The sequence below is a fragment of the Mesorhizobium sp. M1403 genome, assembly GCF_040317695.1.
Lineage (GTDB): Bacteria > Pseudomonadota > Alphaproteobacteria > Rhizobiales > Rhizobiaceae > Mesorhizobium.
On the sequence record NZ_JAMYKY010000031.1, the window covers coordinates 1 to 22,496 of the forward strand.

Here is a 22,496-nt window from a genome sequence, read left to right on the forward strand (position 1 = left end):
GTGATTGAGGAGAAGTCCAAGTTTTTCGTCTTAGGGATTGGCGAGAGCCGAGGCGACATCCGATCTCCCCCCTTGTGGGGGAGATGTCCGGCAGGACAGAGGGGGGCGCCACCGAGCGTCATCCTACGTGGACGCCGAGTAACGCCAACTCGATGCTAGGATGGGCCAAGCGGATTGGAGGTTGCCAGATTTGCAAATTACGAGAGCCGCGGGACAGCGCCCCCCTCTGGCCTGCCGGCCATCTCCCCCACACGGGGGGAGATCGGCACTTGGCCCGGCTATTGCGTAAGCACGGTCTCCGAAGGCCGCTTGTTGAAGGCGCATTTGCCGGTCACAAAATAGGAAAAATCGGCGTCACCTACGGTGTTGTTGGTAAGTGATCCGCCATCTTCCCACGCTTGGCTGCCGGTGATGCCGCACGGCACGGCCGTAAAGATGTCCACGATCGTATTGGCTGGCGTCTTGATCTTGTCGATGAACAGCCGGTCGGACGTGGCCTTGTCGTCTGATCGCAGGGTTTCTTTCGTGCCTGATTGCAGATAGCCGCCGCCAAGACCAGGACCAAATCTGAAATCAAGACCAGGATTGGGATTCGGTATCTTCATCTCCAGATAGAGGTTATCCATGTCAGTCACATTGACCACCGCGCCGGCGCCGGTATTGACGCAGGTGGTCGCGTATTTCCGGCCGTTGGAGTCGGTCTGGACGATCGTGGTGGTGGGCAGGCCGTAGAAGCTGTTCACCGTGATGGTCGTGCATACTTGTTTTTGGACCAGCGTCTCCGTCGTTCCGTTGATCGTGTATGCAGAGGTTGTTCCGTAGCCCTTCGGATCGCCAAACTTGTTATGCACGTAGACGATCTTCATCAGCTTATTGGCGTTCGTCTCACCGAATTTGGTGCCGTAGAGCGTCATCGTCTTGTCCCACCAGCCCGAGACCTTGTCGATCTTGAACGTCGCCTCGATCAGTGCCGGCCGCTTTGTCACCGCCGACGCGACGCCGACCTGCACCGTGTTGATCTTGACGATCTGCATGAAACTCGTCGGCATGGCGAAGCCAGCCGAAGCCTTGATGCTGGCAGCGCCGTCGGTGGCGACGACGAAGCTGTCGAGCTTGGCCGTGCCTTGCCCGCCATTGGCCAGGTATGCCTCCTGCAGCTTCACCTGGCGGTCCGCCAACGTCGTGGTCGTCTCCAGCGTCGTGATCGACAGCGATGCTGCATCGAGCGCATTCTGCATCGAGGCCCTGGTTGAAACCGCCGAGGTATAGTCGATGGAAAAACCCAATGCGGCAACCATCGGCATAAGCAAGATGGCGAGCATTGGCGCGAACGAGCCGCTCACCGATTTGAGAAATTTGCGTGCTGACAGCGGCATTCCGACCCCCCAAACGGCGATAGGCCAGTGGGGCTATCACGCCGGGCGCAAACTATGCTCTAATCTCATGGATCAAAGTTTAACGACTTTGCCGCCCCGCCGCCCCGCCGCCCCGTCCGCGCCCCGCCGCTTGCCGATGTACCGTGCCCCTGCTAAAGCGCGCCGCATGACCACGCCGATCAAGAACATCCGCAACTTCTCCATCGTTGCCCATATCGACCATGGCAAATCCACGCTTGCCGACCGGCTGATCCAGTCGACCGGCGGGCTGGAGCTGCGCGACATGAAGGAGCAGGTGCTGGACTCGATGGACATCGAGCGCGAGCGCGGCATCACCATCAAGGCGCAGACGGTGCGGCTGAAGTACCGCGCCAACAATGGGCAGGACTATATCCTCAACCTGATCGACACGCCCGGCCATGTCGACTTCGCCTATGAAGTGTCGCGCTCGCTCGCCGCCTGCGAGGGCTCGCTGCTGGTCGTCGATGCCTCGCAAGGCGTCGAGGCGCAGACGCTGGCCAATGTCTACCAGGCGATCGACAACAACCACGAGATCGTCGTGGTGCTGAACAAGGTCGACCTGCCCGCCGCCGAGCCCGAGCGCATCCGCGAACAGGTCGAGGAGGTGATCGGCATCGACGCCTCCAACGCCGTGTTGATCTCGGCCAAGACCGGGCTAGGCATTCCCGATGTGCTCGAAGCCATCGTCAACGATCTGCCGCCGCCGCGCGAGGGCGACATCGCGGCACCGCTGAAGGCGATGCTGGTCGACTCCTGGTACGACGCCTATCTCGGCGTCATCGTGCTGGTGCGCATCATCGACGGCGTGCTGAAGAAGGGCCAGACCATCCGTATGATGGGCACCGGCGCCAGATACCTGGTCGAGCGCACCGGCGTCTTCACGCCCGCCCGCATCAATGTCGACGAGCTCGGCCCCGGCGAGTTCGGCTTCTTCACCGGCTCGATCAAGGAGGTTGCCGACACCCGCGTCGGTGACACCATCACCGAGGACAAGCGCCCGACGGCACAAGCCCTGCCCGGCTTCAAGCCGGCGCAGCCGGTGGTGTTCTGCGGCCTGTTCCCGGTCGATGCCGCCGATTTCGAAGACCTGCGCGCCGCCGTCGGCAAACTGCGCCTCAACGACGCGTCCTTCTCCTTCGAAATGGAAACCAGTGCGGCGCTCGGCTTCGGCTATCGTTGTGGCTTCCTCGGCTTGCTTCATCTCGAAATCATCCAGGAGCGGCTGGAGCGCGAGTTCAACCTCGACCTCATAGCCACGGCACCGAGCGTCGTCTACCGCCTGCTGTTGAACGATGGCACGGTCAAGGAACTGCACAACCCGGCCGATATGCCCGACGTGGTCAAGATCTCGGCCATCGAGGAGCCATGGATCCGCGCCACCATCCTCACCCCCGACGACTATCTCGGCGGCATCCTGAAACTCTGCCAGGACCGGCGCGGCATCCAGTCCGACCTGTCCTATGTCGGCAAGCGCGCCATGCTGATCTACGATTTGCCGCTCAACGAGGTGGTCTTCGACTTCTACGACCGTCTGAAGTCGATCTCCAAGGGCTATGCCTCCTTCGACTATCACCTGACCGACTACAAGGAAGGCGACCTGGTCAAGATGTCGATCCTGGTCAATGAGGAGCCGGTCGACGCGCTGTCGATGCTGGTCCACCGCACGGCGGCCGAAAAGCGCGGCCGCCAGATGTGCGAGAAGCTGAAGGAATTGATCCCGCACCATCTGTTCAAGATCCCCATCCAGGCGGCGATCGGCGGCAAGGTTATCGCCCGCGAGACCATCTCGGCGCTACGCAAGGACGTCACTGCCAAATGCTACGGCGGCGACGTCTCACGCAAGCGCAAGCTGCTCGACAAGCAGAAAGAGGGCAAGAAGCGGATGCGCCAGTTCGGCAAGGTGGATATCCCGCAGGAGGCGTTTATCCAGGCGCTGAAGATGGGCGATTGAACGGGGTTACGCCCATTTCCCCCGTGGCCGGGCTGTTCCCAATTTCGAGCTGACCGAACCGCCTCCCGATGCGATCAAATATGCGCCGGCCAATGCCCTTCGCTTTAGGCAGCGGGCCGCCATTGGAGAAGGTCCCGTCTTGAAGTATCCTTGAGCTTGGAAGGGAGGTCTCGATGCGTCCCGCCAGCCCTGCTATCTCCGACACCGTCGCCGCGATCGGCCTCGCCATTGGCGGCGCTCTGGGCCTAGCCGGCACCTTCGTCGAGAGCGCGCCCCTCCGCGAAACGCTCTGGACGATCGACGGCGTGGCACTCGTGCTGGCGACCGCGCTGTTGACGATGAAATATCAGCGGCAGGGCAATGACTGCGTGGCGGCCGGATTTCTGACCTTTCTCGCCGGCGAAAGCCTGCTGCTCTCCGGCAATGCGGCGGGGCTTGAGGCCAGCGTGCCCTCCTATGTGGGCGGTATCTCGCTCTGGGCGGCGGCGCTGGTCATGGTCAGCGCGCCGAAAACCTTCGCGCTGTGGATGCGGCTCACCGCTGTTGTGGCGGCTGTGCTGTTCGTCGTCTCAGTGGGCCTGATCCTGTGGGGCGCGGCTTTGCTGCCGACTTCGGCGCCGCTGCCCGCTGCCGGATATCCCTTCCTGGTCCTCACATTCATCGGCTGGATCTGGACACTGCTGAAGCCTGGCCGGTGAGCCCGGTCGGACGGCCTCCTTTCCGGCCGCTCCGCGGCCACCTCTCCCCCACTTTGTGGGGGCGAGGAAGCCAAGCTTTATAAGCTTCGGCGATTGGCGGTTCCTTGCCCCACGGAGTGGGGAGAGGTGGTTTGCGAAGCAAACCGGAGAGGGGTCTTCCTTGGCAGCCTTGCGCGTCTTGCGACGCAAATGCCGCAATCACCTCTTCCACCCTTCAACCCGCCATGCCATGTTCCCTCTCGCGGCCGGGCAGGCCGTTTCATTCCGGGGGGAATAATCATGCTCTACGCTTTCGCGCGCCGCGCTGCCGCTGCGCTCTTCCTCGCCGCGCTGTTTGCGCCCGCCGCGCATGCCGGCGATGTCACGTTCGAGATCAAGAACAGCCATCCCAACGCCATGCGCGTCGAACTCTACAGCCAGGACCGCGACCACGTCTGGCCGGGCAACAATCAGGATTATTATCTCAACGACGGCGAGACCAAGTCGATCCCGCTGTCCTGCAATGACGGCGAATCGATCTGCTACGGCGCCTGGGTCGACGGCGACGAGAATACCTACTGGGGTGTCGGCCCCGCCAACGCGGAAAAATGCGACGATTGCTGCTACACCTGCAGCGGTGGCGAGACCGAGGAAATCGATCTGGTTCCGTGAACTGTCTCCCTTTTGTTCGAGGGCTATTGCACACCGGCAAGCGCCCCCTCACCCGGATTGCCAACCGAATTGCGAAGGGCAATTCGGCGCAATCCGACCTCTCCCCGAGGGGAGAGGAGTCGCCTGCACTGGCGCCAGCCTCTTCTCCCCTCGGGGAGAAGGTGGCCGCGAAGCGGCCGGATGAGGGGGACTCCCGTATGCGATTGCCTCACCCTTGTGGGCCAGGTGGTCGTACAGAGGCCATAGCAGCGGAGCGCTGTCCCGCCAACGTCGGCCGGCAACGCCGGAATTCAAAGCTGAAACAAAAAAACCCGCCTCGGTGGGGCGGGTCGTTGGAGCCAATTGGCACCATAGTCAGATTAGTAGCATAGCTGCCGGCACAAAGCAAGAACAAAATGCGGCGCGGCGAGCAAAAAATGCGAATTCCCTTCCCGCCGCGCCCGAGGTCGGCCCTCAAGAGGGGGAGAATGCTGCCTTGACGTCGTCCTGGCCGTCGCCATAGCGTAGTCCGACAGGAGGCCCACCCATGGCAGTGGTCGAAGGCGAGAACATCGACATCGGCTTTTCGGGAAAACGTTGCATCCATTCGCGCAACTGCGTGCTTGGCGATCCGCGTGTCTTCGTGCCCAATGCGCCCGACCAGTGGATCCACCCCGAGGCGGCCAGCGTCGAGAAGATCGTGGCGCTCGCCGAAGGCTGCCCGTCCGGCGCCATCACCTATGTCCGCAAGGATGGCGGGCCGCAGGAACAGCCGCCGGTGGTCAACATTGTGCGCATAAGGGAAAACGGCCCGCTGGCCGTGCATGCCGAGATCGTGCTGGGCGGCGAAACATTTTACCGCGCCACGCTCTGCCGCTGCGGCGCCTCGGAAAACAAGCCGTTCTGCGATGGCAGCCACGCCAAGGCGGGCTTCACCGCCACCGGCGAGCCGGCGCTGAAAGACACGCCGGCATTGGAAGCGCGCGATGGCCCGCTCACCGTCACGCCGACCACCAACGGCCCGCTCAAGCTCGAAGGCAATCTCGAAATCGTCACCGGCACCGGCCACACGGTCGACCGCACGCAACGCACCTTCCTCTGCCGCTGCGGCCACTCCGCCAACAAGCCGTTCTGCGATGGCAGCCACAAGCGCGTGGGGTTTGTCGGGTAATTGCCAAGGTTGCGATCCGTCACACCCCCCTCTGTCCTGCCGGACATCTCCCCCTCAAGGGGGGAGATTGGCAGCTTCGCCGGCGGCCACCCTGTTTGCAGCGTTGAAAATTTGCGAGAGCGTGGGTGACACCCAATCTCCCCCCTTGAGAGGGAGATGTCCGGCAGGACAGAGGGGGGGTGCTGTCCCGCCGGCATTGGGCGAGCCTGCAGCGTGTTCGCCCGTGGCCCAGCCATCGCGGCTTTATCGATCGGCCGGTATCCGCTAAGGGGCGGAGACGAATTCTCCGGACCCGCCAATGACCGCCAAGCTCAAACCCTCCCCCCTGTTCCTCGGCATAGACACCGGCGGCACCTACACCGACGCGGTGCTGTGGTCGGAGGCCGGCGGCCCCGGCGGAAAAGTTCTGGCCAAGGCCAAGGCGCTAACCACCCGTCACGACCTGGCGGTCGGCATATCGGGCGCGGTCGATGCGGTGCTGCAAAAAGCCGGCACCGACCCGGCGGCGATCAAGCTGGTGTCGATGTCGACGACGCTCGCCACCAATGCGCTGGTCGAAGGGCAGGGCGGCCGCGTCGCGCTGGTGATGATCGGCTTTGCCGAGGGCGACCTTGCCCGCGACGGGCTGAAGGCGGCGCTTGGCACTGACCCGGTGGTGTTCTGCCCCGGCGGCCACGATGTCCATGGCAATGCGGCAAAACTCGATCTGTCCGGGCTGGAGGCAGCTTTGCCGGAATTGGAAAAGTCGGTGTCCGGCTTTGCCGTCTGCGCCTATTTCGCCACCCGCAATCCGGCGCATGAGCTTGCCGCCCGCGACCTGATCCGCGACAGGACCGGCCTGCCGGTCACCGCCAGCCACGAGCTGTCGGCCAAGCTCGGCGGCCCGCGCCGGGCACTGACGACCTTGCTCAACGCCAGGCTGATCTCGATGATCGACCGGCTGGTCGCGGCAACCGAAGTTTTTTTGGCCGCGCGCAACATCGCTGCCCCCCTGATGGTGGTGCGCGGCGACGGCGCGCTGGTCTCGGCCGCCTTTGCCCGCCAGCGGCCGATCGAGACGATCCTGTCCGGCCCGGCCGCCAGTCTTGTCGGCGCCCGCCACATGACCGGACTCGACGATGCGGTGGTCTCCGACATCGGCGGCACCACCACCGACGTCGCCGTGCTCGACAAGGGCCGGCCGCGGCTCGATCCGGAAGGCGCGACCGTCGGCGGCTTCCGCACCATGGTCGAGGCCGTCGCCATGCGCACTTTTGGCCTCGGCGGCGATTCCGAAGTGGCACTGGAGGACGGCGCGCTCAGCCCGAAAATCCTGCTCGGGCCGCGCCGCCTGGTGCCGCTGGCGCTGGCCGGCATGGTGCATGGCGACGCCGTCACATCAGAACTGGAACGCCAGCTGCGCGCACCTAATCCCGGCCGCATGGATGGCCGCCTCGCGGTGCGCACCGGCGTGCCGGAGCGGCTCGCGGCCGGACTGACCGGTGCCGAAGCCAAGCTTTACGAGCTGATCGGTGCCGTGCCGCAGGCTCTCGACAGATTGCTGACTTCGAATGCCCAGAACGCCACCTTGAACCGGCTGGTGTCGCGCGGGCTGGTGCATGTCGCCGGCTTCACGCCGTCGGATGCCGCGCATGTGCTGGGCATGCAGGCCAATTGGGATCTGGCTGCGGCGCGTCTGGGTGCCGAGCTGTTCGCGCGCAGGCGTGACGGCCGCGGCCAGTTCATCGCCGCCTCGCCGGAGGCGATCTCGGAACGGGTGCTGACCACGCTGACCCGCCTGTCGGCGGAAGTCATCCTCGAGACCGCCTTCGCCGAGGATGGGCTGGATGGCGCGGCGACCGTCGCCCACGCGCTGGTCCAGCGCGCCGTCGACGCCCATCCCGGCATCGCCCGGCTCAGCGTCGCGCTCGACCGTCCGGTCATCGGCCTCGGCGCCTCGGCGCCGTTGCACTATGCCGGCCTGGCCGAGCTGGTCGGCAATGACTGCGTGGTGCCTGAGGATACCGATGTGGCCAATGCGCTCGGCGCCGTCGTCGGCCAGGTCCGGGTTTCGGCCGAGGCGCGGGTCAGCCAGCCCAAGGAAGGGCTGTTCCGTGTCGCCTCAGGCGAAAGCGTGCGCGATTTCAACGACGAGGCGGCGGCGATCGCCGCGGCGGAGAGAGATGTGCGCGCTATTGCCGCCGGGCGGGCGAAGGACGCCGGCACCGACAGCGCCGAGATCGAAATCGCCAGCGAATTCCGCGTCTCCACCGTCGAGGGCCAGCGCATGTTCATCGAGGCGCATGTCGTGGCGATCGCGTCGGGCAGGCCAAGGATTGCGGTGTGATTAGCCGATCTCCCCCCTCGAGGGGGAGATGTCCGGCAGGACAGAGGGGGGCGCTGTCCCGCCAACGTCTCAGTCTTTCGCGGTAACACCTCAGACTTGCGGCTGGTCGTAAATGGCAAGGTCGGCGATCCTTCACGCCCCCCTCTGCCCTGCCGGGCATCTCCCCCACAAGTGGGGAGATTGGCAGCTCCTGCAACGGCGAAAACGCCCTACCTTCACCTATGCCGAATTGACCCTGCAACCGCGACATGCCAAAGGCCCGGCCTAGCCTTTCGTCTGGAGAAGCCCTGATGACCGATCGCGTCGAGATCGCCGGATTGCGGATTGCCCGCGAGCTTCATGATTTTGTCGTGAACGAGGCGTTGCCGGGCACCGGCATTGAAGCGGAGGCATTCTGGAGCGGTTTTTCGGCGATCGTCCATGATCTCTCGCCAAAAAACCGGGCGCTGCTCGAAAAACGCGATGCCATGCAGGACAAGCTCGACCGCTGGTACCGCGACAATGGCGCGCCCGTCGACATGGAGGCCTACAAGAGCTTCCTCCGCGAGATCGGCTATCTCCTGCCCGAGGGGCCGGCCTTCAGCGTGACGACCGAAAATGTCGACCCGGAAATCGCGCTGGTCGCCGGGCCGCAGTTGGTGGTGCCGGTGATGAATGCGCGTTATGCGCTGAATGCCGCCAATGCGCGCTGGGGCTCACTGTATGATGCGCTCTACGGCACCGACGCCATCCCGGAGACGGACGGCGCCGAGCGAGGCAACAAATTCAATCCGGCGCGCGGCGCCAAGGTCGTCGCCTGGGCGAAAAGCTACTTCGACGAGGCGGTGCCGCTCACGACAGGCAAATGGGCCGGCGTGAACGGGCTTTCGGTCGCCAACGGCATGTTGCGGCTGGGCGAGGGCGGCGGCGCCACCACGCTTGCCGACCCCAAGCAGTTTGCCGGCTATCGCGGCGATGCCGCCGACCCCGAAGCCGTCTTGCTGGTCAAGAACGGCTTGCACATCGAAATCGCCATCGACCGCAACAACCAGATCGGCCGCACCGATCCGGCCGGCATTGCCGATGTCGTGCTGGAATCGGCGCTGACAACCATCCAGGACTGCGAGGATTCGGTGGCGGCCGTCGATGCCGAGGATAAGGTGCTGGTCTACCGCAACTGGCTCGGCCTGATGAAGGGCGACCTGGCTGAAGAGATCACCAAGGCCGGCAAGAGCTTTGTCCGAAGGCTCAACCCCGACCGCACCTATACCGCGCCCGATGGCGGCACGCTGACCGTGCCCGGCCGCTCGCTGATGCTGGTCAGGAACGTCGGCCACCTCATGACCAATCCGGCGATATCGGACCGCGACGGCCACGAGGTGCCGGAAGGCATCATGGATGCGGCGATTACGGCGCTGATCGCGCTGCACGATGTTGGCCCGAACGGGCGCCGCGCCAATTCTCGCGCCGGCTCGGTGTACATCGTAAAACCCAAGATGCATGGCCCCGACGAAGTCGCGTTCGCCGTCGAGATTTTCGACCGCGTCGAAGCGCTGCTCGGCATGGCGAAAAACACCATCAAGATGGGCATCATGGACGAGGAGCGGCGCACCACCGTCAATCTCAAGGAGGCGATCCGCGCCGCCAAGGACCGCGTCGTCTTCATCAACACCGGCTTCCTCGATCGCACCGGCGACGAGATCCACACCTCGATGGAAGCCGGCCCGATGATCCGCAAGGGCGACATGAAGCAGGCCGCCTGGATTGCCGCCTATGAAGCCTGGAACGTCGATACCGGCCTGGAATGCGGGTTGGCCGGCCACGCCCAGATCGGCAAGGGCATGTGGGCGATGCCCGACCTGATGGCGGCGATGCTCCGGGAGAAGATCGCGCATCCCAAGGCCGGCGCCAACACCGCCTGGGTGCCGTCGCCGACGGCGGCAACCCTGCACGCCACGCACTACCACAAGGTCGATGTCCACGCCGTGCAGCAGGCGCTGAAAAGCCGGCCCAGGGCGAAGCTGGATGACATATTGTCGGTGCCGGTCGCAGTGCGGCCGAACTGGTCGCCTGAAGACATCCAGAAGGAACTCGACAACAACGCACAAGGCATTCTGGGCTACGTCGTGCGCTGGATCGACCAGGGCGTCGGCTGTTCGAAAGTGCCAGATATAAACGACGTCGGCCTGATGGAGGACCGTGCCACGCTGCGCATTTCCTCGCAGCACATCGCCAACTGGCTGCACCACGGCGTCTGCACGCCCGAGCAGGTCATGGAAACGATGAAGCGCATGGCGGCGATTGTCGACCGCCAGAACCAAGGCGATCCGCTCTACCGGTCGATGGCACCGGATTTCGACAAGTCCATCGCCTTCCTCGCCGCCTGCGACCTCGTCTTCAAAGGCCGCATCCAGCCCAACGGCTACACCGAGCCGGTCCTTCACGCGCGGCGGCTGGAACTGAAGGCGAAGCAAGGCGCCTGAAGCGAAGGCGCGGGAGCCGGCGTCCCCCTCCCCTTGAGGGCAGGGTGACCCGAAGGGCCGGGAGGGGTCCTGCATGAAGTGCGCCAACGCCCATTCTGACGATGCGCCTCAGGAAGAGGATCATCGGGGCCTAGGTTCGATTTCCAAAAATAGGGCAAGTCGAGGGACGCCGCGTCCTCCACACCGCGGCTGCCTCTAACCTCACGCGGGCGAGATCGAGCACGACATGAAAATATCGGTATGTCTGACCGGCTCCGGGGTTTCACGGAAGGGCGGGCAGGGCCTGAAGCCGAACGACTCATACACGGCAATGGCGTTTTTCATGTAGAACGTCGTGTGGATCAATACCGTCCGGATTCGGCCTTTCCGGATCTCCGCCAGCGCGGCCCCCATCAGCGCACGGCCGATTCCTTTTCCGCGAAACGACGCGTCGACAAAAAACTTGTGAATCTCCGCCGTATGGTCGTCGAACTGGTCAAAGGCGAGGCAGCCCGCCGGTAGGTTCTCCGATCGCGCGATAAACGCCATGGCATCTGGCGCGCCGAACTTCGCTGCCAGCGAACTGCCGCTCCTTTCGGGGTGGAAGATGGTCCTCACGTCCTCCTCCGAGACGCCGTAAGGCTGCACGGCGTCGACATCCCATTGTGCAAGCTTGCGGCAAAGCCCGGCCATGGTCTCGAAGTCTTCGGCACTGCGTGCCGGCGAAACAGAAATCATCCCCGCCTCAGCCCCGGTTAGGTGCATGACCGTAACATATGCGATCATCGGGCGCGAACCCGCAACCGTACTTCCAGCGAGCAGCAGAAGCACTACGCCGCCTGTGCCATCCGCTCCGAGCTCATGCGGTAGGAAATCGCCTCGGCCAGATGGATGCGGCCGACCGTTTCGCTGGCCTCGAGATCGGCCAGCGTCCGCGCCACCTTCAAGACGCGGTGGTAGGCTCTTGCCGAAAAGCCGAGCTTTTCGCTGGCGTCCCTCAGTAGCGACAGGCCGGCGGCATCGGGCATGGCGATCTCCTCGATAACCGACGGTGAGCAATGCGCGTTGGTGGTGGCGGAGGTCGCGCCGAGCCGTTCGAAACGCTCACGCTGGATCATACGGGCACGAGCGACGCGCAGTGCCACGGCTGCACTCTTCTCCGCCCGGTCCGGCCGGATCAGATCGCTGGCCGAAACCGCCGGTACCTCGATCCTGAGATCGATGCGATCGAGCAGCGGGCCGGAAATGCGCGCCTGGTAGTCGGTGCGGCAGCGGTCGCCGCGCAGGCAGCGATAGCCTGGCTCGCCGGCCATGCCGCAGCGGCACGGGTTCATCGCCGCGACCAGCTGGATGCGCGCCGGATAGGTGACGCGATGGTTGGCGCGCGCGATCATGCAGTCGCCGGTCTCCAGCGGCTGGCGCAGCGCATCGAGCGCCTGCGGCGAGAATTCGGGAAACTCGTCGAGGAACAGCACGCCGTGATGGGCAAGCGAGGCCTCGCCCGGCCGCACGCGCAAGCCGCCGCCGACCATCGCCGCCATCGAGGCCGAATGATGCGGCGCGCGGAACGGCCGCCGGTCGGTGAGCTTTCCTTCGCCGAGTTCGCCGGCCACCGACGCGATCATCGAGACTTCGAGCAATTCCTTCGGCGCAAGCGGCGGCAGGATCGACGGCAGCCGCTGCGCCAGCATCGATTTGCCGGACCCGGGCGGACCGACCATCAGCAGATTGTGGCCGCCGGCTGCCGCCACCTCCAGCGCCCGCTTGGCGGTCTCTTGCCCCTTGATGTCGGCAAGGTCGGGCAGGTCGCGCGCCGAAGCATGGATGCCGGCTTCCGGCCGCGACAGGACCTGCGTGCCGCGAAAATGATTGGCGATGGCGATCAGGCTGCGCGGCGCCAATATGTCGAAATCCTTGCCGGCCCACGCCGCTTCCGGCCCGCAGGCGAACGGGCAGATCAGGCCCTTGCCTTCGGCATTGGCGCCGATCGCCGCCGGCAGCGCGCCGGCCACCGCGGCAATGGTGCCGTCGAGCGATAATTCGCCAAGCACGACATAGCCGGCCAGCATGTCGCCCGGAATGGCGCCGAGTGCCGCCATCAAACCGAGCGCGATCGGCAGATCGTAATGGCTGCCCTCCTTGGGCAGGTCGGCAGGCGCCAGATTGACGGTGACCTTCTTCGACGGCATCGACAGGCCGGATGCATGCAGCGCCGCCTGCACCCGCTCGCGGCTTTCGGCTACAGCCTTGTCGGCCAGGCCGACGATGTGCATGTTGACCTTGCCCGGCGCGATCATCACCTGCACGTCGACCGGCACGGCCTCGATGCCCTGGAAAGCAACCGTGCGAACCCGCGCCACCATGTCTTCACCCCGGCTGCAGGCTTGCCCCAAGCCCTTGCGATCATGCCGCGAACGGCGTCACCGAAGACAACCACAGATTTCCGGCGAAGGCAAGAACATTTGGGGAACGGCTGAACGCAGCGGCTCCAATGGGTTGCAACGCGGCCGCTCCGAAGCGAGACTAGTTACGCTTGCCCTCCACCGCATCCCAGAACAGGCTGGCGATGTCGGCGCCGCCGAAGCGCTTCACTTCGCGTATGCCGGTCGGTGAGGTCACGTTGATCTCGGTCATGTAGTCGCCGATGACGTCGATGCCGACGAGGATGAAGCCGCGCTCCCTCAGCGACGGGCCGATGCGGGCACAGATCTCGCGTTCGCGCTCTGTCAGCTCGGTCTTTTCGGCGCGGCCGCCGACATGCATGTTGGAGCGCGAATCGTGCTCGGCCGGCACGCGGTTGATGGCGCCGACCGGCTCGCCGTCAATCAGGATGATGCGTTTGTCGCCGGCGCGCACCTCCTTGAGGTAGCGCTGCACGATGTAGGGTTCGCGGAACATCTGGCCGAACATTTCGAGCAGCGAGGCGAGGTTGCGGTCGGCCTCGTGCAGGTGGAAGATGCCGGCGCCGCCATTGCCGTAGAGCGGCTTGACGATGATGTCGCCAAACTCCTTGCGGAAGGCGGCGACTTCGAGCGGATCCTTGGTGATCAGCGTGTCCGGCATCAGGTCGGGAAATTCGGTGACGAAGATCTTTTCCGGGCTGTTGCGCACCCAGGCCGGGTCGTTGACCACCAGCGTCTTCGGATGGATGCGCTCGAGGATATGCGTGGTGGTGATGTAGTTCATGTCGAAGGGCGGATCCTGCCGCAAAAGGATGACGTCCATCTCCGAAAGATCGGTACGGATTTCTTCGCCCAGTGAATAATGGCTGCCCTTCTCGTCGCGGACCTGCATCGCCTCGATGCGGGCAAACACCTTGCCGTCGCGCAGCGACAGCCGGTCGGGCGTGTAGTGGAACAGCTGGTGGCCGCGCCGCTGCGCTTCCAGCGACAGCGCAAACGACGTGTCGCCGGCAATCGACACGGTGGAGATGTGGTCCATCTGGACGGCGACTTTCAGGGGCATGGCAGCTCTCCGGCGCACTTGCAGCGATCCACTTGGATGCACAAAGTACGCTCCAACACTTTTGAATCCATGCATCGTGCTGTCCGAAAATCGATTCCGATTTTCGCGCCGATGCATCGACGACAGCGATATAAGGAAATCGGCGGCTTCTGCCAATCGGCCAAGGTCATGATGAGGCTGCGCTTCGTTTGGCGCAGATCCCAATGCGATGTGCCGTCAGCGATCGAAGACCAGCTTGGAATAGCCGAGGAAGGACAGCGCCATGGCAATCAGCGAGGCGACCGCAAGGGCGATGAGCGGCGACACCGTCGGCAGCGCGAACAGGATGGCGCAATAGACGAGATAATTGACGACGCTGGTGGCAATGCCGACGCCGCCATAGCGTGCGCCCTCTTGCGCGATGCCGCGGCTGGAAGGCGAAAACGTCAGATGGCGGTTGATCAACCAGGTGACGGACAGGGCAAAACCGATCGAAATGATGCGAGCCGCGAATGGTCCGAGCGGCGCTATCGTCAGCACCAGCCAAAGCGCCGCCGCATCGGCGACGAAGCCGACGCCGCCGGCGAAAATGAAGCGGGCGAGGCGTCCCATTCAGGCTCTAGGCCGCGCGCGGGGTCTTGCCCGGTCCGGCCTTCAAAGTCGCGAGGGCGCTTGCACGTTCACGTTCGACGCGACCGGAAGGCATCGACAGATAGAAGATGCGCTTCTGCTCGGCCCGGCCGCGCGACACCGAATCGAGGATTACCCCGGTCACCGCCGCCAGCATCGACAGCAGCAGCAGCCCGACCGACAGCACCCAGGTCGGCATGCGCGGCACAAGCCCGGTTTCGGCGAACTCGATCAGCACCGGCGCCATCAGGAACAGGCTCGATGCCAGGAAGAACACCGAAAAAGCGCCGAAGAAACGCAGCGGCTGTGTCTCCTTCATCAGCATGGCGAACATCCACAGGATCTTCGCGCCGTCGCGAAAGGTCGACAGCTTCGACGAGGAGCCTTCCGGCCGGCGGCCATAGTCGAGCCCGATCTCGCTCACCGGCAATTTGAGCTGCGAGGCGTGCACCGACATTTCGGTCTCGATCTCGAAACCGCCGGAAACGGCGGGAAAGCTCTTGACGAAGCGCCTGGTGAAGGCGCGGTACCCCGAGAAGATATCGGTAAAGTCCGAGCCGAACAGCCGCTTGTAGAGGCTGTTGAAGATGCGGTTGCCGAAGGCATGGCCAGTCCTGCCGGCATCGTCGGCGACGCCGCGCCTGGTGCCCACCACCATGTCGGAGCGCTCGGTCAGCAGCGTGTTGATCAGTTGCGGCGCGTCCTCCGGCGCATAGGTGCCGTCGCCGTCGGCCATCAGATAGATGTCGGCCTCGATGTCGGCGAACATGCGGCGCACGACATTGCCTTTGCCCTGGCGCGGCTCGCGCACCACGATGGCGCCGGCGGCGCGGGCTCGGAGCGCCGTCAGATCGCGCGAATTGTTGTCGTAGACATATATCGCGGCGGCAGGCAGCGTCTCGCGAAAGCGCCGCACCACTTCGCCGATCGTCAGCTCCTCATTGTAGCAAGGCAGGAGCACGGCGATGCTCGGCTCATGGCGCACTTCTTGTGGCATTTTCGTCTCCGGATGCCCTGTGAGGTCCCTGACCGCTCAAACGCCGGCCTCGCTCGGGGCGGCTTTACTATTTATTGAAGCTGTTAAGGCTAGGTTTAAACCGCCCCGTATTCCTTCCAAAGGTCCTGATATGAGCACAGCCGACGATGGCGCCTCCATTTGGAGGTCCGATATCGCGCTGGCGCTGCTTGCCACGCTGCTGGCGCTTGCCGTCAATGCCTTTGCCGGTTTCCCGGAACTGACCAATGCCGGCGGCGACAACGACAATCTGCTGCGCCTTGTCGAAGTTCGCGACATGCTGGCCGGCCAAAGCTGGTTCGATCTGCACCAGTACAGGATGGGCCTGGAAGGCGGCTTCGTCATGCACTGGTCGCGGCTGGTCGATGCGCCGATCGCCGCCATCACGGCCGTGTCGGCCCTGACCGGGAGCACGGTCTTTGCCGAGAATTTTGCGCAAGTGCTGTGGCCGGCGCTGCTCTTTTGCCTGACCGTGTTTTTCACCGCTCGCACCGCGCGCAGCTTTGCTGGTGACGGCGCCGTGCTGCCCGCTGTCGTCGTCGGCGCCGCCGCACTGCACTTCCTCGGCATTTTTTCGCCTGGCGCGCTCGATCACCACAATGTCCAGCTGATGCTGAGCATGGCCAGCCTGAGCCTTCTGCTTGAAGCGCCGTTGCGCAGGCCGGCGGCACTACTCTCCGGCCTGTGCGCCGGATTGATGCTGGCCGTCGGCATGGAAACCGCGCCTTATGTCGCCACCATCGGCGCCTCTGTCGCCACGCTGTTTGCCCTCGACGCCGATGGCGAGAGGCCGATTGCCAGGGATTTCGGCCTCGGCTTTGCCGGCGTGTCCGCTCTCGTCTTTGTCGCCACCATCGCACCGTCCGCCTGGGGTCAGGCGCAATGCGACGCCTTCTCGACCGTGCAGTTCGTCGTCGCAGCGATTGCCGGAACCGGCCTTGCGGCGATAGCGTCGGTCGAGCCCGCTGGCCGCACGCGCCAACGGCGCATCGCCTCGCTTGGCCTGCTTGCCCTGATATTGGCCGCAGTCGTCGTCTTTTTGTTCCCGCAATGCCTGGCAGCGCCCTATGCCAACCTCGATCCGCGCCTCAAGGAGCTATGGCTTGATCACATCGACGAGGCGCAATCGCTGTTCAAGCTTCTCGCTGAAGATCCGGCCGGGGTGGTGGCGCGCTATGCTACGCCGCTCATCGCGCTCGTGCTGATGGCGCTTCGCCTTGGCCGTGGCGGCTGGCGGCGGCAGGACAGCCTTGTCGGCACGCTGCTTGTCGTGGCCTTCATCGTCAGTGCCTGGCAGGTGCGCGGTTCGACATTCTCGATCGCCTTCGCCGTCATCCCGCTTGCTGCCTGGATTGCCAAATGGCGTCAACGGGCCGAGGCCAGCCCGTCGCGCGGCGTGGCGCTGCGCATGGCCGCCGTCTGGCTGGTTTCGGTGAATGCCGTCTGGACTGGGGCTGCCGCGGCGACCTCGGTCGCCTTCGAGGACAGCAATACCGCCGCCGATAATGGCGACGGCGCCGATGTCGCTTGCCAGCGCATGGCCTCCTTTGCGGCGCTTGGCCGCCTGCCCGGCACCACGGTGCTGGCAATTTCCAATCTCGGATCGCCGATCCTGGCCTATTCCGGACACCGCGTCTTCGCCGGGCCTTATCATCGCAACGTCGCCGGCAACCTGCTGGCGCTCGATGCCTTCCTTGGGTCCGATGCCGATGCCAGGACAATCCTGGCGGATCATCACGTCGGCCTCGTCGCATTGTGCCCCGGCAGCCCCGAAAGCAAGCTCCTCGCCGCCAAGGCGCCGGCAGGTTTTCTCGCCGGGTTGATGCGCGGCAGCGTACCGGAATGGCTTGAGCCGGTTGCCAGGACCAGCGGAGCCGCCGTCGAATTGTACCACGTCCGGCTGGGCGGCTGATCGATCGGGGGCGCGTGCGGCCTTTTGTCGGACATAAGTCCCGACTATCCACTCTTTCGCCCTTGCCCGCCCGACATGGCTGGATAGGATGCGCGCCGGTCAGACCGAGATCGTTGGACCGGGAGAGAATTCATGATGCCATCGGCACGCTTTGCCGACCTCGAAGGCGCTTCGGTGCTGATCACCGGTGGCGGCTCCGGCATTGGAGCCGCCTTGACCGAGGGATTTATCCGCCAGGGGGCAAAGGTCGCCTTTATCGATATCGCCGACCGTCCGAGCCTGGCGCTGGCCGATCGGTTAGACAAGGAGCTCGGCCGGCGGCCGCTCTATCTCAAGACCGATATACGCGATATCGAGGCATTGCGGTTATCAGTTGCCAAAGCCGCCGAGGCGCATGGCGACTTGACCGTGCTGGTCAACAATGCCGCGCAGGATGACCGTCATGCCGTCGAAGACGTCACGGTCGAGTTCTGGGACAACAATCATGCCATCAACCTGCGCCCGCATTTCTTCAGCGCACAGGCGGTGGCGCCGGGCATGAAGCGGGCCGGTGGCGGCTCGATCATCAATTTCACCTCGACCTCGTTTCTCATCAACCATCCCGATATGCCGGCCTATACCGCCGCCAAGGCCGGCATCGTCGGCCTCACCAAGGGTCTTGCCGGCAAGCTCGGCGTCGACGGCATTCGCGTCAACGCAATCGCGCCCGGCTGGGTGATCACCGAGCGACAGAGAAAGCTCTGGGTCACCGAACAGGCGCTCGCCGCCCACGTCGCCAAGCAGTGCATCAAAGAGGTGATGCAGCCGGAAGACGTTGTCGGCACCGTGCTGTTCCTGGCGTCGGATGCTTCACGCATGCTGACCGCGCAGATGCTGATCGTCGACGGGGGGTTCCTGTGATCTCATCGAGCAAGGCCCCTTCTGTCGCGGCCGTCGACTGGGGCACCACCCGGATGAGGGTGTGGCTGCTCGACGGCGCCGGCAAGGTTCTCGCCGAGCGGCGCGGCGATGACGGGCTGATCACCGCCCAGGCTAAAGGATTTTCGTCCGTTCTCGAAGGGCATCTGGCTGCCATGGGTGCCCCCGAGGCGCTGCCGGTCATCATTTGCGGGATGGCCGGTTCGCGCCAGGGCTGGCTGGAGGCGCCCTATGTCAGCGTGCCGGCGCCGATCGGCGCTATCCTCGCCGGCGCTGCCCGCATCCCCGGCCAGCGCCGCGACATCCGCATCGTGCCCGGCCTTGCCCAACGCCTTGCCGATGCACCTGACGTCATGCGCGGCGAGGAAACGCAGCTTGCCGGCGCCGGTTTGCCGGCACAGGGACGCCACCTCGTCTGCATGCCCGGCACCCATTCGAAATGGGTGCTGGTCGAGGACGGTTCCATTGCCGGCTTCGGCACCTGGCCGACCGGCGAGCTGTTTTCGGTGCTGGCTGCGCACTCGATCCTGCGCCATTCGCTGGGCGAGCCGCCGCAGCCGGTTGCCGCCGAAAGTCCGTTTTTCCGGGACTGGTGCCTGAAGGCGTTGGCCGAGGGCGGTGACATCGTTTCAAGACTGTTCTCGATCCGCGCCGCCAGCCTGTTGCAGGACCTGAAGCCCGAAGATGCCGCAGCCTCTCTGTCCGGCCTGCTGATCGGCGGCGAGATCGCTTCGGCAAATAGCCGCTATGGGGCAAGCGCCGTGCCCGTCGTGCTGGTCGCATCGGGCGCACTCGGCAGGCTCTATGCCGAGGCGCTCGGCCTTGCCGGGCTCGCTTTCAGGGCGGTCGACGCCGATGAGGCGGTGCGTGCCGGCCTTGCCGAAGCCGCGCGCGAAAATGGCATGATCGCCAAAAATGGAGTTGCCGCATGACCGAAACCGCACCTTTTCCAAAGCTCAAGCGGGGTCTGGTCGCGATCCTGCGTGGCCTCAAGCCAAGCGAGGCGGTGGCGATCGGCCAGGCGATCTTCGGCGCCGGCATCGAAGCAATCGAGGTGCCGCTCAACTCGCCCGAGCCTTTTGTTTCCATCGCCAGTATTGTCGAAGCGCTTCCTCCGACGGCGCTGGTCGGCGCCGGCACGGTGCTCACCGCCGCCGATGTCGACGGTCTGCACAAGGCCGGCGGGCGGCTGCTGGTCAGCCCCAATATCGATGCCGAGGTCATGGGCCGTGCCATGCAGTACGGCATGGTGACGATGCCCGGCGTGTTCACGCCGACCGAGGCATTTCAAGCAATCCGGCTCGGCGCCTCGGCATTGAAATTCTTCCCGGCGAGCGTGCTTGGCGCGGCGGGCATTTCGGCGATGCGCGCGGTGCTGCCAGCCAGTGTGCTGGTCGGCGCCGTCGGCGGCGTTTCGGACAAGGACTTTGCCGGCTACAAAGCGGCCGGCGTCACCGTCTTCGGTCTTGGCTCCAGCCTGTTCAAGCCGGGCATGAGCATCGACGAAGTGGCAGCACGGGCGAAGGCTGCGGTCGTGGCCTGGGACGCGGCGTTTGGAGCGGCATGATGAGCGAGACCATCGTTTCGGTTTTTTCCGACCATGTCTGCCAACTCGGCGAGGGGCCAAGCTATGACCCTGCCACGGACACGCTCTATTGGTTCGACATCGTCAACGGCCAGCTCCTGGAACAGCGCTTGTCCGGCGGTGCGGTCAAAATCCACGAGCTCGGTCAGATGGCCAGCGCCATCGCCATCGTCGACGACCAACGCCAGCTGATCGCCACCGAGACCGGCCTGCATGTCCGCGATGTCGCGACCGGCAAGCTGACGCTGCACACGCCGATCGAGGCCGATAATACGGTCACCCGCTCGAACGATTCCCGCGTTCACCCTTGCGGCGCCCTCTGGGTCGGCACCATGGGTAAGGGCGAGGAGAAGGCCGCCGGTTCTATCTACTGGTTCTTCAAGGGCGAGCTGCGCCGGCTCTATGCGGATCTCACGGTGCCCAATTCGATCTGCTTTTCCGAAGATGGGACCATCGCCCATTATACCGACACCAGCACCGGGCTGTTGATGCGCGTCGGCTGCGATCCTGCGACCGGCCTGCCGGTTGGCGAACCGAAGGTCTTCGTCGATCACCGTTCGGCCAAGGGCTATATCGATGGTTCGGTGCTCGACCGCGACGGCATATTGTGGAACGCTTGCTGGGGCGGCAGCGTCGTCGAAGCCTATGGACCCGACGGCAAGCTTGTCCGTTCGGTGGCGATGTCGGCGACGCAGCCGTCCTGTCCGGCTTTTGTCGGCAGGAATGCCGACCGGATCGCGGTCACCTCCGCCTGGTCCGGCAAGAGCGAGAAGCAGCGCCTGCTCGACCCGCAAGCCGGCATGACGTTTATGCTCGACATTCCAGTCAATGGTCGCTTCGAGCCGCGCGTGCTGATTGGCTAGACCATGGTCCCGAACCTTTGGTTCGGAAAAGATCATGGTCAAACAAGAAGATGGTGCGCTTGCTGTCGTGCAGGCGTCCGATCAACGTCGGTTCCGCGCAAGCCGAATGCGTTCCCCGTGCGATGGTAGGCAATCGTGCTGCCAGGAGCCGTTCCACCCATGTCAAGCCGCAAGCCGAAGCTGATCCTTGTCTACGAGCCGGAAAAGGCCTGCTTCGATCGGCTGGTCGCCGATAACCACGTGCCGGAGCGTGCCGTCGAAATCGCCTCCTATCTGGCGCAATCGACCGACATCGCTGCTGAATTCGACGCACTTGCCGCCGCTTGCCAGAAGCGCGGCTTGTCGTTTGCGCCGGTGACACTCGACGACGCCGCAAGCGTTCTCGCCGGCGAGGACCCGAAGACCACGCTCGTCTGGACACTGACCGACGGCATCGCCTATTTCCGCGGCGGCGCGGCACCAGCTCTGGCACGGCTGAACGGCCTGAAGGCGATCGGCGCCGACGATGCGCTTTTTGCGCTCTGTCAGGATAAGTTCCGTTCCGGCGCCGTGCTCGGCGCGCTTGGCTTGCCGGTGCCGCGGGCGGGCCTTGCCCGTGACGGAGCCTGGCTGGTCGCGCCGCCGGACTCGCCCGCCGGCTGGTTCGTCAAGCCGAACCGGCTCGGCGCCAAGATCGGCATCTGGCCGGATTCGCGCTGCCACGATCTCGGCCACGCGCTGGAGCTTAGCCGGCGCGTCTTCGCCGCCTATCGCGACGATGTCGTGGTCCAGCCCTATGTCGCCGGCCGCAACGCGCGCGCCAGTTTTCTCGGATTGAAGCCGGATACCGGCGCCGAGGCGATCGGCATCGCCCTTGTCGATTCGGGCAGCGATTTCCAGACCATGCAGGACAGCCTGGCGCTTTACGGCGATACCGGTGTAGCGGCGAAAGCCGCGGGAAATTACGCTGAGCCGTTGCTGCTTCCCGTTGGCGCCAGCCAGCCTCGAGCCGATGCAAGAATTCGTCGCATCGCCGAAAGCCTGATGGTCGGGCTTGGCCTGCGGGATGTGTTTTCCATCGACTTCCGGGTCGAAGCCGACGACAGCGTGCACCTCATCGAGTTCGAGGTCTGCCCCGGCCTGCCCTGCTTCGATTTCCGCGATTACTGTCGCCAGCAATGGGGCCTGAGCCTCGCCAATGCGATGGCCGAGACCGCGATGAACCGACTTCGCGCCTAAATCCCCTCGACCAGCACGATTTCACCATCAGCCACCTTCTGGCGGATCGCGACCGCGCGCTGGTATTCGGGCGAGTGGTAGCAGTCATGCGCCGCCGCAAGCGACGGAAACTCGATGATCACATTGCGGTCGCGCCCCGGCCCCTCGGCCTTCTCATGCGCGCCGCCGCGCGCCAGGAACTTGGCGCCGAAGCGGTCGAAGGCCAGCTTGGCGGCTGCGACATAGTCCTTGTAGCCTTCCGCATCGCGCACGTCGACGCGAGCGATCCAGTATCCCTTGGGCATCGGTTTCTCCTGG

Annotated in this window: 19 protein-coding genes; 12 read left to right on the forward strand and 7 right to left on the reverse strand. The window is 64.6% G+C overall.

What is annotated here, in order from left to right; all coding sequences use genetic code 11:
- Nucleotides 1-278: 278 nt before the first annotated feature.
- The gene (locus NKH01_RS30305) at nucleotides 279-1,376 is read right to left on the reverse strand and encodes a TadE/TadG family type IV pilus assembly protein (RefSeq protein ID WP_353023976.1); all 1,098 of its coding nucleotides are present in this window, start codon (nucleotides 1,374-1,376) and stop codon (nucleotides 279-281) included.
- A gap of 166 nt (nucleotides 1,377-1,542) precedes the next feature.
- On the opposite strand from NKH01_RS30305, the gene lepA reads away from it, so the two are divergent.
- The 6 genes from lepA (at nucleotide 1,543) to NKH01_RS30335 (ending at nucleotide 10,635) form a co-directional block, all read left to right on the forward strand.
- Nucleotides 1,543-3,348 carry a translation elongation factor 4 gene (lepA, locus tag NKH01_RS30310; RefSeq protein ID WP_353023977.1) on the forward strand — a complete coding sequence of 602 codons (1,806 nt, stop codon included), beginning with the start codon at nucleotides 1,543-1,545 and terminating at the stop codon, nucleotides 3,346-3,348.
- A gap of 173 nt (nucleotides 3,349-3,521) precedes the next feature.
- Nucleotides 3,522-4,046: a hypothetical protein gene (locus NKH01_RS30315; protein WP_353023979.1), complete on the forward strand. Its 525-nt coding sequence runs from the start codon at nucleotides 3,522-3,524 to the stop codon at nucleotides 4,044-4,046.
- 279 nt (nucleotides 4,047-4,325) lie between these two features.
- Nucleotides 4,326-4,697, forward strand: a complete 372-nt coding sequence (locus NKH01_RS30320; RefSeq protein WP_353023981.1) for a hypothetical protein — start codon at nucleotides 4,326-4,328, stop codon at nucleotides 4,695-4,697.
- 526 nt (nucleotides 4,698-5,223) lie between these two features.
- Entirely contained in the window at nucleotides 5,224-5,847 is a 624-nt protein-coding gene (locus tag NKH01_RS30325; RefSeq protein ID WP_353023982.1) for a CDGSH iron-sulfur domain-containing protein, read from the forward strand.
- 298 nt (nucleotides 5,848-6,145) lie between these two features.
- Nucleotides 6,146-8,173: a hydantoinase/oxoprolinase N-terminal domain-containing protein gene (locus tag NKH01_RS30330; protein ID WP_353023983.1), complete on the forward strand. Its 2,028-nt coding sequence runs from the start codon at nucleotides 6,146-6,148 to the stop codon at nucleotides 8,171-8,173.
- 290 nt (nucleotides 8,174-8,463) lie between these two features.
- Nucleotides 8,464-10,635, forward strand: coding sequence for a malate synthase G (locus NKH01_RS30335; protein ID WP_353023984.1), 2,172 nt, complete (start codon nucleotides 8,464-8,466; stop codon nucleotides 10,633-10,635).
- Nucleotides 10,636-10,836: 201 nt separating this feature from the next.
- Here NKH01_RS30335 and NKH01_RS30340 read toward each other — a convergent pair whose 3' ends face one another.
- The 5 genes from NKH01_RS30340 to NKH01_RS30360 all read right to left on the reverse strand — a co-directional run bounded on the left by NKH01_RS30340 (nucleotide 10,837) and on the right by NKH01_RS30360 (nucleotide 15,685).
- The gene (locus NKH01_RS30340; protein ID WP_352965328.1) at nucleotides 10,837-11,445 is read right to left on the reverse strand and encodes a GNAT family N-acetyltransferase; all 609 of its coding nucleotides are present in this window, start codon (nucleotides 11,443-11,445) and stop codon (nucleotides 10,837-10,839) included.
- Nucleotides 11,445-12,977, reverse strand: a complete 1,533-nt coding sequence (locus NKH01_RS30345) for a YifB family Mg chelatase-like AAA ATPase (protein WP_352495454.1) — start codon at nucleotides 12,975-12,977, stop codon at nucleotides 11,445-11,447. The genes NKH01_RS30340 and NKH01_RS30345 overlap by 1 nt, the downstream gene beginning before the upstream one ends.
- A gap of 160 nt (nucleotides 12,978-13,137) precedes the next feature.
- Complete coding sequence (gene gshB, locus NKH01_RS30350) at nucleotides 13,138-14,079, reverse strand: glutathione synthase (RefSeq protein ID WP_353023986.1); 942 nt, start codon at nucleotides 14,077-14,079, stop codon at nucleotides 13,138-13,140.
- A 216-nt stretch (nucleotides 14,080-14,295) separates the two neighbouring features.
- The gene (locus NKH01_RS30355) at nucleotides 14,296-14,670 is read right to left on the reverse strand and encodes a GtrA family protein (RefSeq protein ID WP_352640351.1); all 375 of its coding nucleotides are present in this window, start codon (nucleotides 14,668-14,670) and stop codon (nucleotides 14,296-14,298) included.
- A 7-nt stretch (nucleotides 14,671-14,677) separates the two neighbouring features.
- Nucleotides 14,678-15,685, reverse strand: a complete 1,008-nt coding sequence (locus NKH01_RS30360; protein ID WP_023718901.1) for a glycosyltransferase — start codon at nucleotides 15,683-15,685, stop codon at nucleotides 14,678-14,680.
- Between the two features lie 130 nt (nucleotides 15,686-15,815).
- Here NKH01_RS30360 and NKH01_RS30365 point away from each other — a divergent pair, with 130 nt between their 5' ends.
- The 6 genes from NKH01_RS30365 to NKH01_RS30390 all read left to right on the forward strand — a co-directional run bounded on the left by NKH01_RS30365 (nucleotide 15,816) and on the right by NKH01_RS30390 (nucleotide 22,199).
- Nucleotides 15,816-17,615, forward strand: coding sequence for a GtrA family protein (locus NKH01_RS30365; protein ID WP_352999536.1), 1,800 nt, complete (start codon nucleotides 15,816-15,818; stop codon nucleotides 17,613-17,615).
- A 132-nt stretch (nucleotides 17,616-17,747) separates the two neighbouring features.
- Nucleotides 17,748-18,515 (forward strand): SDR family NAD(P)-dependent oxidoreductase, encoded by a 768-nt coding sequence (locus NKH01_RS30370; RefSeq protein WP_353023989.1) that lies wholly within the window; start codon nucleotides 17,748-17,750, stop codon nucleotides 18,513-18,515.
- Nucleotides 18,515-19,465, forward strand: a complete 951-nt coding sequence (locus NKH01_RS30375; RefSeq protein WP_353024019.1) for a 2-dehydro-3-deoxygalactonokinase — start codon at nucleotides 18,515-18,517, stop codon at nucleotides 19,463-19,465. The genes NKH01_RS30370 and NKH01_RS30375 overlap by 1 nt, the downstream gene beginning before the upstream one ends.
- A complete protein-coding gene (locus NKH01_RS30380) occupies nucleotides 19,462-20,100 on the forward strand; it encodes a 2-dehydro-3-deoxy-6-phosphogalactonate aldolase (protein WP_023718905.1) in 639 nt (212 codons plus the stop codon). Before NKH01_RS30375 ends, NKH01_RS30380 begins: the two co-directional genes overlap by 4 nt.
- On the forward strand, nucleotides 20,100-20,981 hold the full coding sequence (locus tag NKH01_RS30385; RefSeq protein WP_353023991.1) for an SMP-30/gluconolactonase/LRE family protein: 882 nt from the start codon (nucleotides 20,100-20,102) through the stop codon (nucleotides 20,979-20,981). Before NKH01_RS30380 ends, NKH01_RS30385 begins: the two co-directional genes overlap by 1 nt.
- 159 nt (nucleotides 20,982-21,140) lie before the next feature.
- Nucleotides 21,141-22,199 (forward strand): D-alanine--D-alanine ligase family protein, encoded by a 1,059-nt coding sequence (locus NKH01_RS30390; protein WP_352593290.1) that lies wholly within the window; start codon nucleotides 21,141-21,143, stop codon nucleotides 22,197-22,199.
- On the opposite strand, the gene NKH01_RS30395 is transcribed toward NKH01_RS30390, so the two are convergent.
- Entirely contained in the window at nucleotides 22,196-22,483 is a 288-nt protein-coding gene (locus NKH01_RS30395; protein WP_023718908.1) for a DUF1330 domain-containing protein, read from the reverse strand. The two genes, NKH01_RS30390 and NKH01_RS30395, sit on opposite strands and share 4 nt — an antisense overlap.
- Nucleotides 22,484-22,496: the final 13 nt, after the last annotated feature.

Coding starts and splice junctions, on each gene's coding strand:
- NKH01_RS30325 (WP_353023982.1), top strand. CDS start 5,224: ATGGCAGTGGTCGAAGGCGAGAACATCGACATCGGCTTTTCGGGAAAA.
- NKH01_RS30355 (WP_352640351.1), bottom strand. CDS start 14,670: ATGGGACGCCTCGCCCGCTTCATTTTCGCCGGCGGCGTCGGCTTCGTC.
- gshB (WP_353023986.1), bottom strand. CDS start 14,079: ATGCCCCTGAAAGTCGCCGTCCAGATGGACCACATCTCCACCGTGTCG.
- lepA (WP_353023977.1), top strand. CDS start 1,543: ATGACCACGCCGATCAAGAACATCCGCAACTTCTCCATCGTTGCCCAT.
- NKH01_RS30380 (WP_023718905.1), top strand. CDS start 19,462: ATGACCGAAACCGCACCTTTTCCAAAGCTCAAGCGGGGTCTGGTCGCG.
- NKH01_RS30315 (WP_353023979.1), top strand. CDS start 3,522: ATGCGTCCCGCCAGCCCTGCTATCTCCGACACCGTCGCCGCGATCGGC.
- NKH01_RS30370 (WP_353023989.1), top strand. CDS start 17,748: ATGATGCCATCGGCACGCTTTGCCGACCTCGAAGGCGCTTCGGTGCTG.
- NKH01_RS30390 (WP_352593290.1), top strand. CDS start 21,141: ATGTCAAGCCGCAAGCCGAAGCTGATCCTTGTCTACGAGCCGGAAAAG.
- NKH01_RS30365 (WP_352999536.1), top strand. CDS start 15,816: ATGAGCACAGCCGACGATGGCGCCTCCATTTGGAGGTCCGATATCGCG.
- NKH01_RS30330 (WP_353023983.1), top strand. CDS start 6,146: ATGACCGCCAAGCTCAAACCCTCCCCCCTGTTCCTCGGCATAGACACC.
- NKH01_RS30305 (WP_353023976.1), bottom strand. CDS start 1,376: ATGCCGCTGTCAGCACGCAAATTTCTCAAATCGGTGAGCGGCTCGTTC.
- NKH01_RS30360 (WP_023718901.1), bottom strand. CDS start 15,685: ATGCCACAAGAAGTGCGCCATGAGCCGAGCATCGCCGTGCTCCTGCCT.
- NKH01_RS30320 (WP_353023981.1), top strand. CDS start 4,326: ATGCTCTACGCTTTCGCGCGCCGCGCTGCCGCTGCGCTCTTCCTCGCC.
- NKH01_RS30385 (WP_353023991.1), top strand. CDS start 20,100: ATGAGCGAGACCATCGTTTCGGTTTTTTCCGACCATGTCTGCCAACTC.
- NKH01_RS30395 (WP_023718908.1), bottom strand. CDS start 22,483: ATGCCCAAGGGATACTGGATCGCTCGCGTCGACGTGCGCGATGCGGAA.
- NKH01_RS30345 (WP_352495454.1), bottom strand. CDS start 12,977: ATGGTGGCGCGGGTTCGCACGGTTGCTTTCCAGGGCATCGAGGCCGTG.
- NKH01_RS30335 (WP_353023984.1), top strand. CDS start 8,464: ATGACCGATCGCGTCGAGATCGCCGGATTGCGGATTGCCCGCGAGCTT.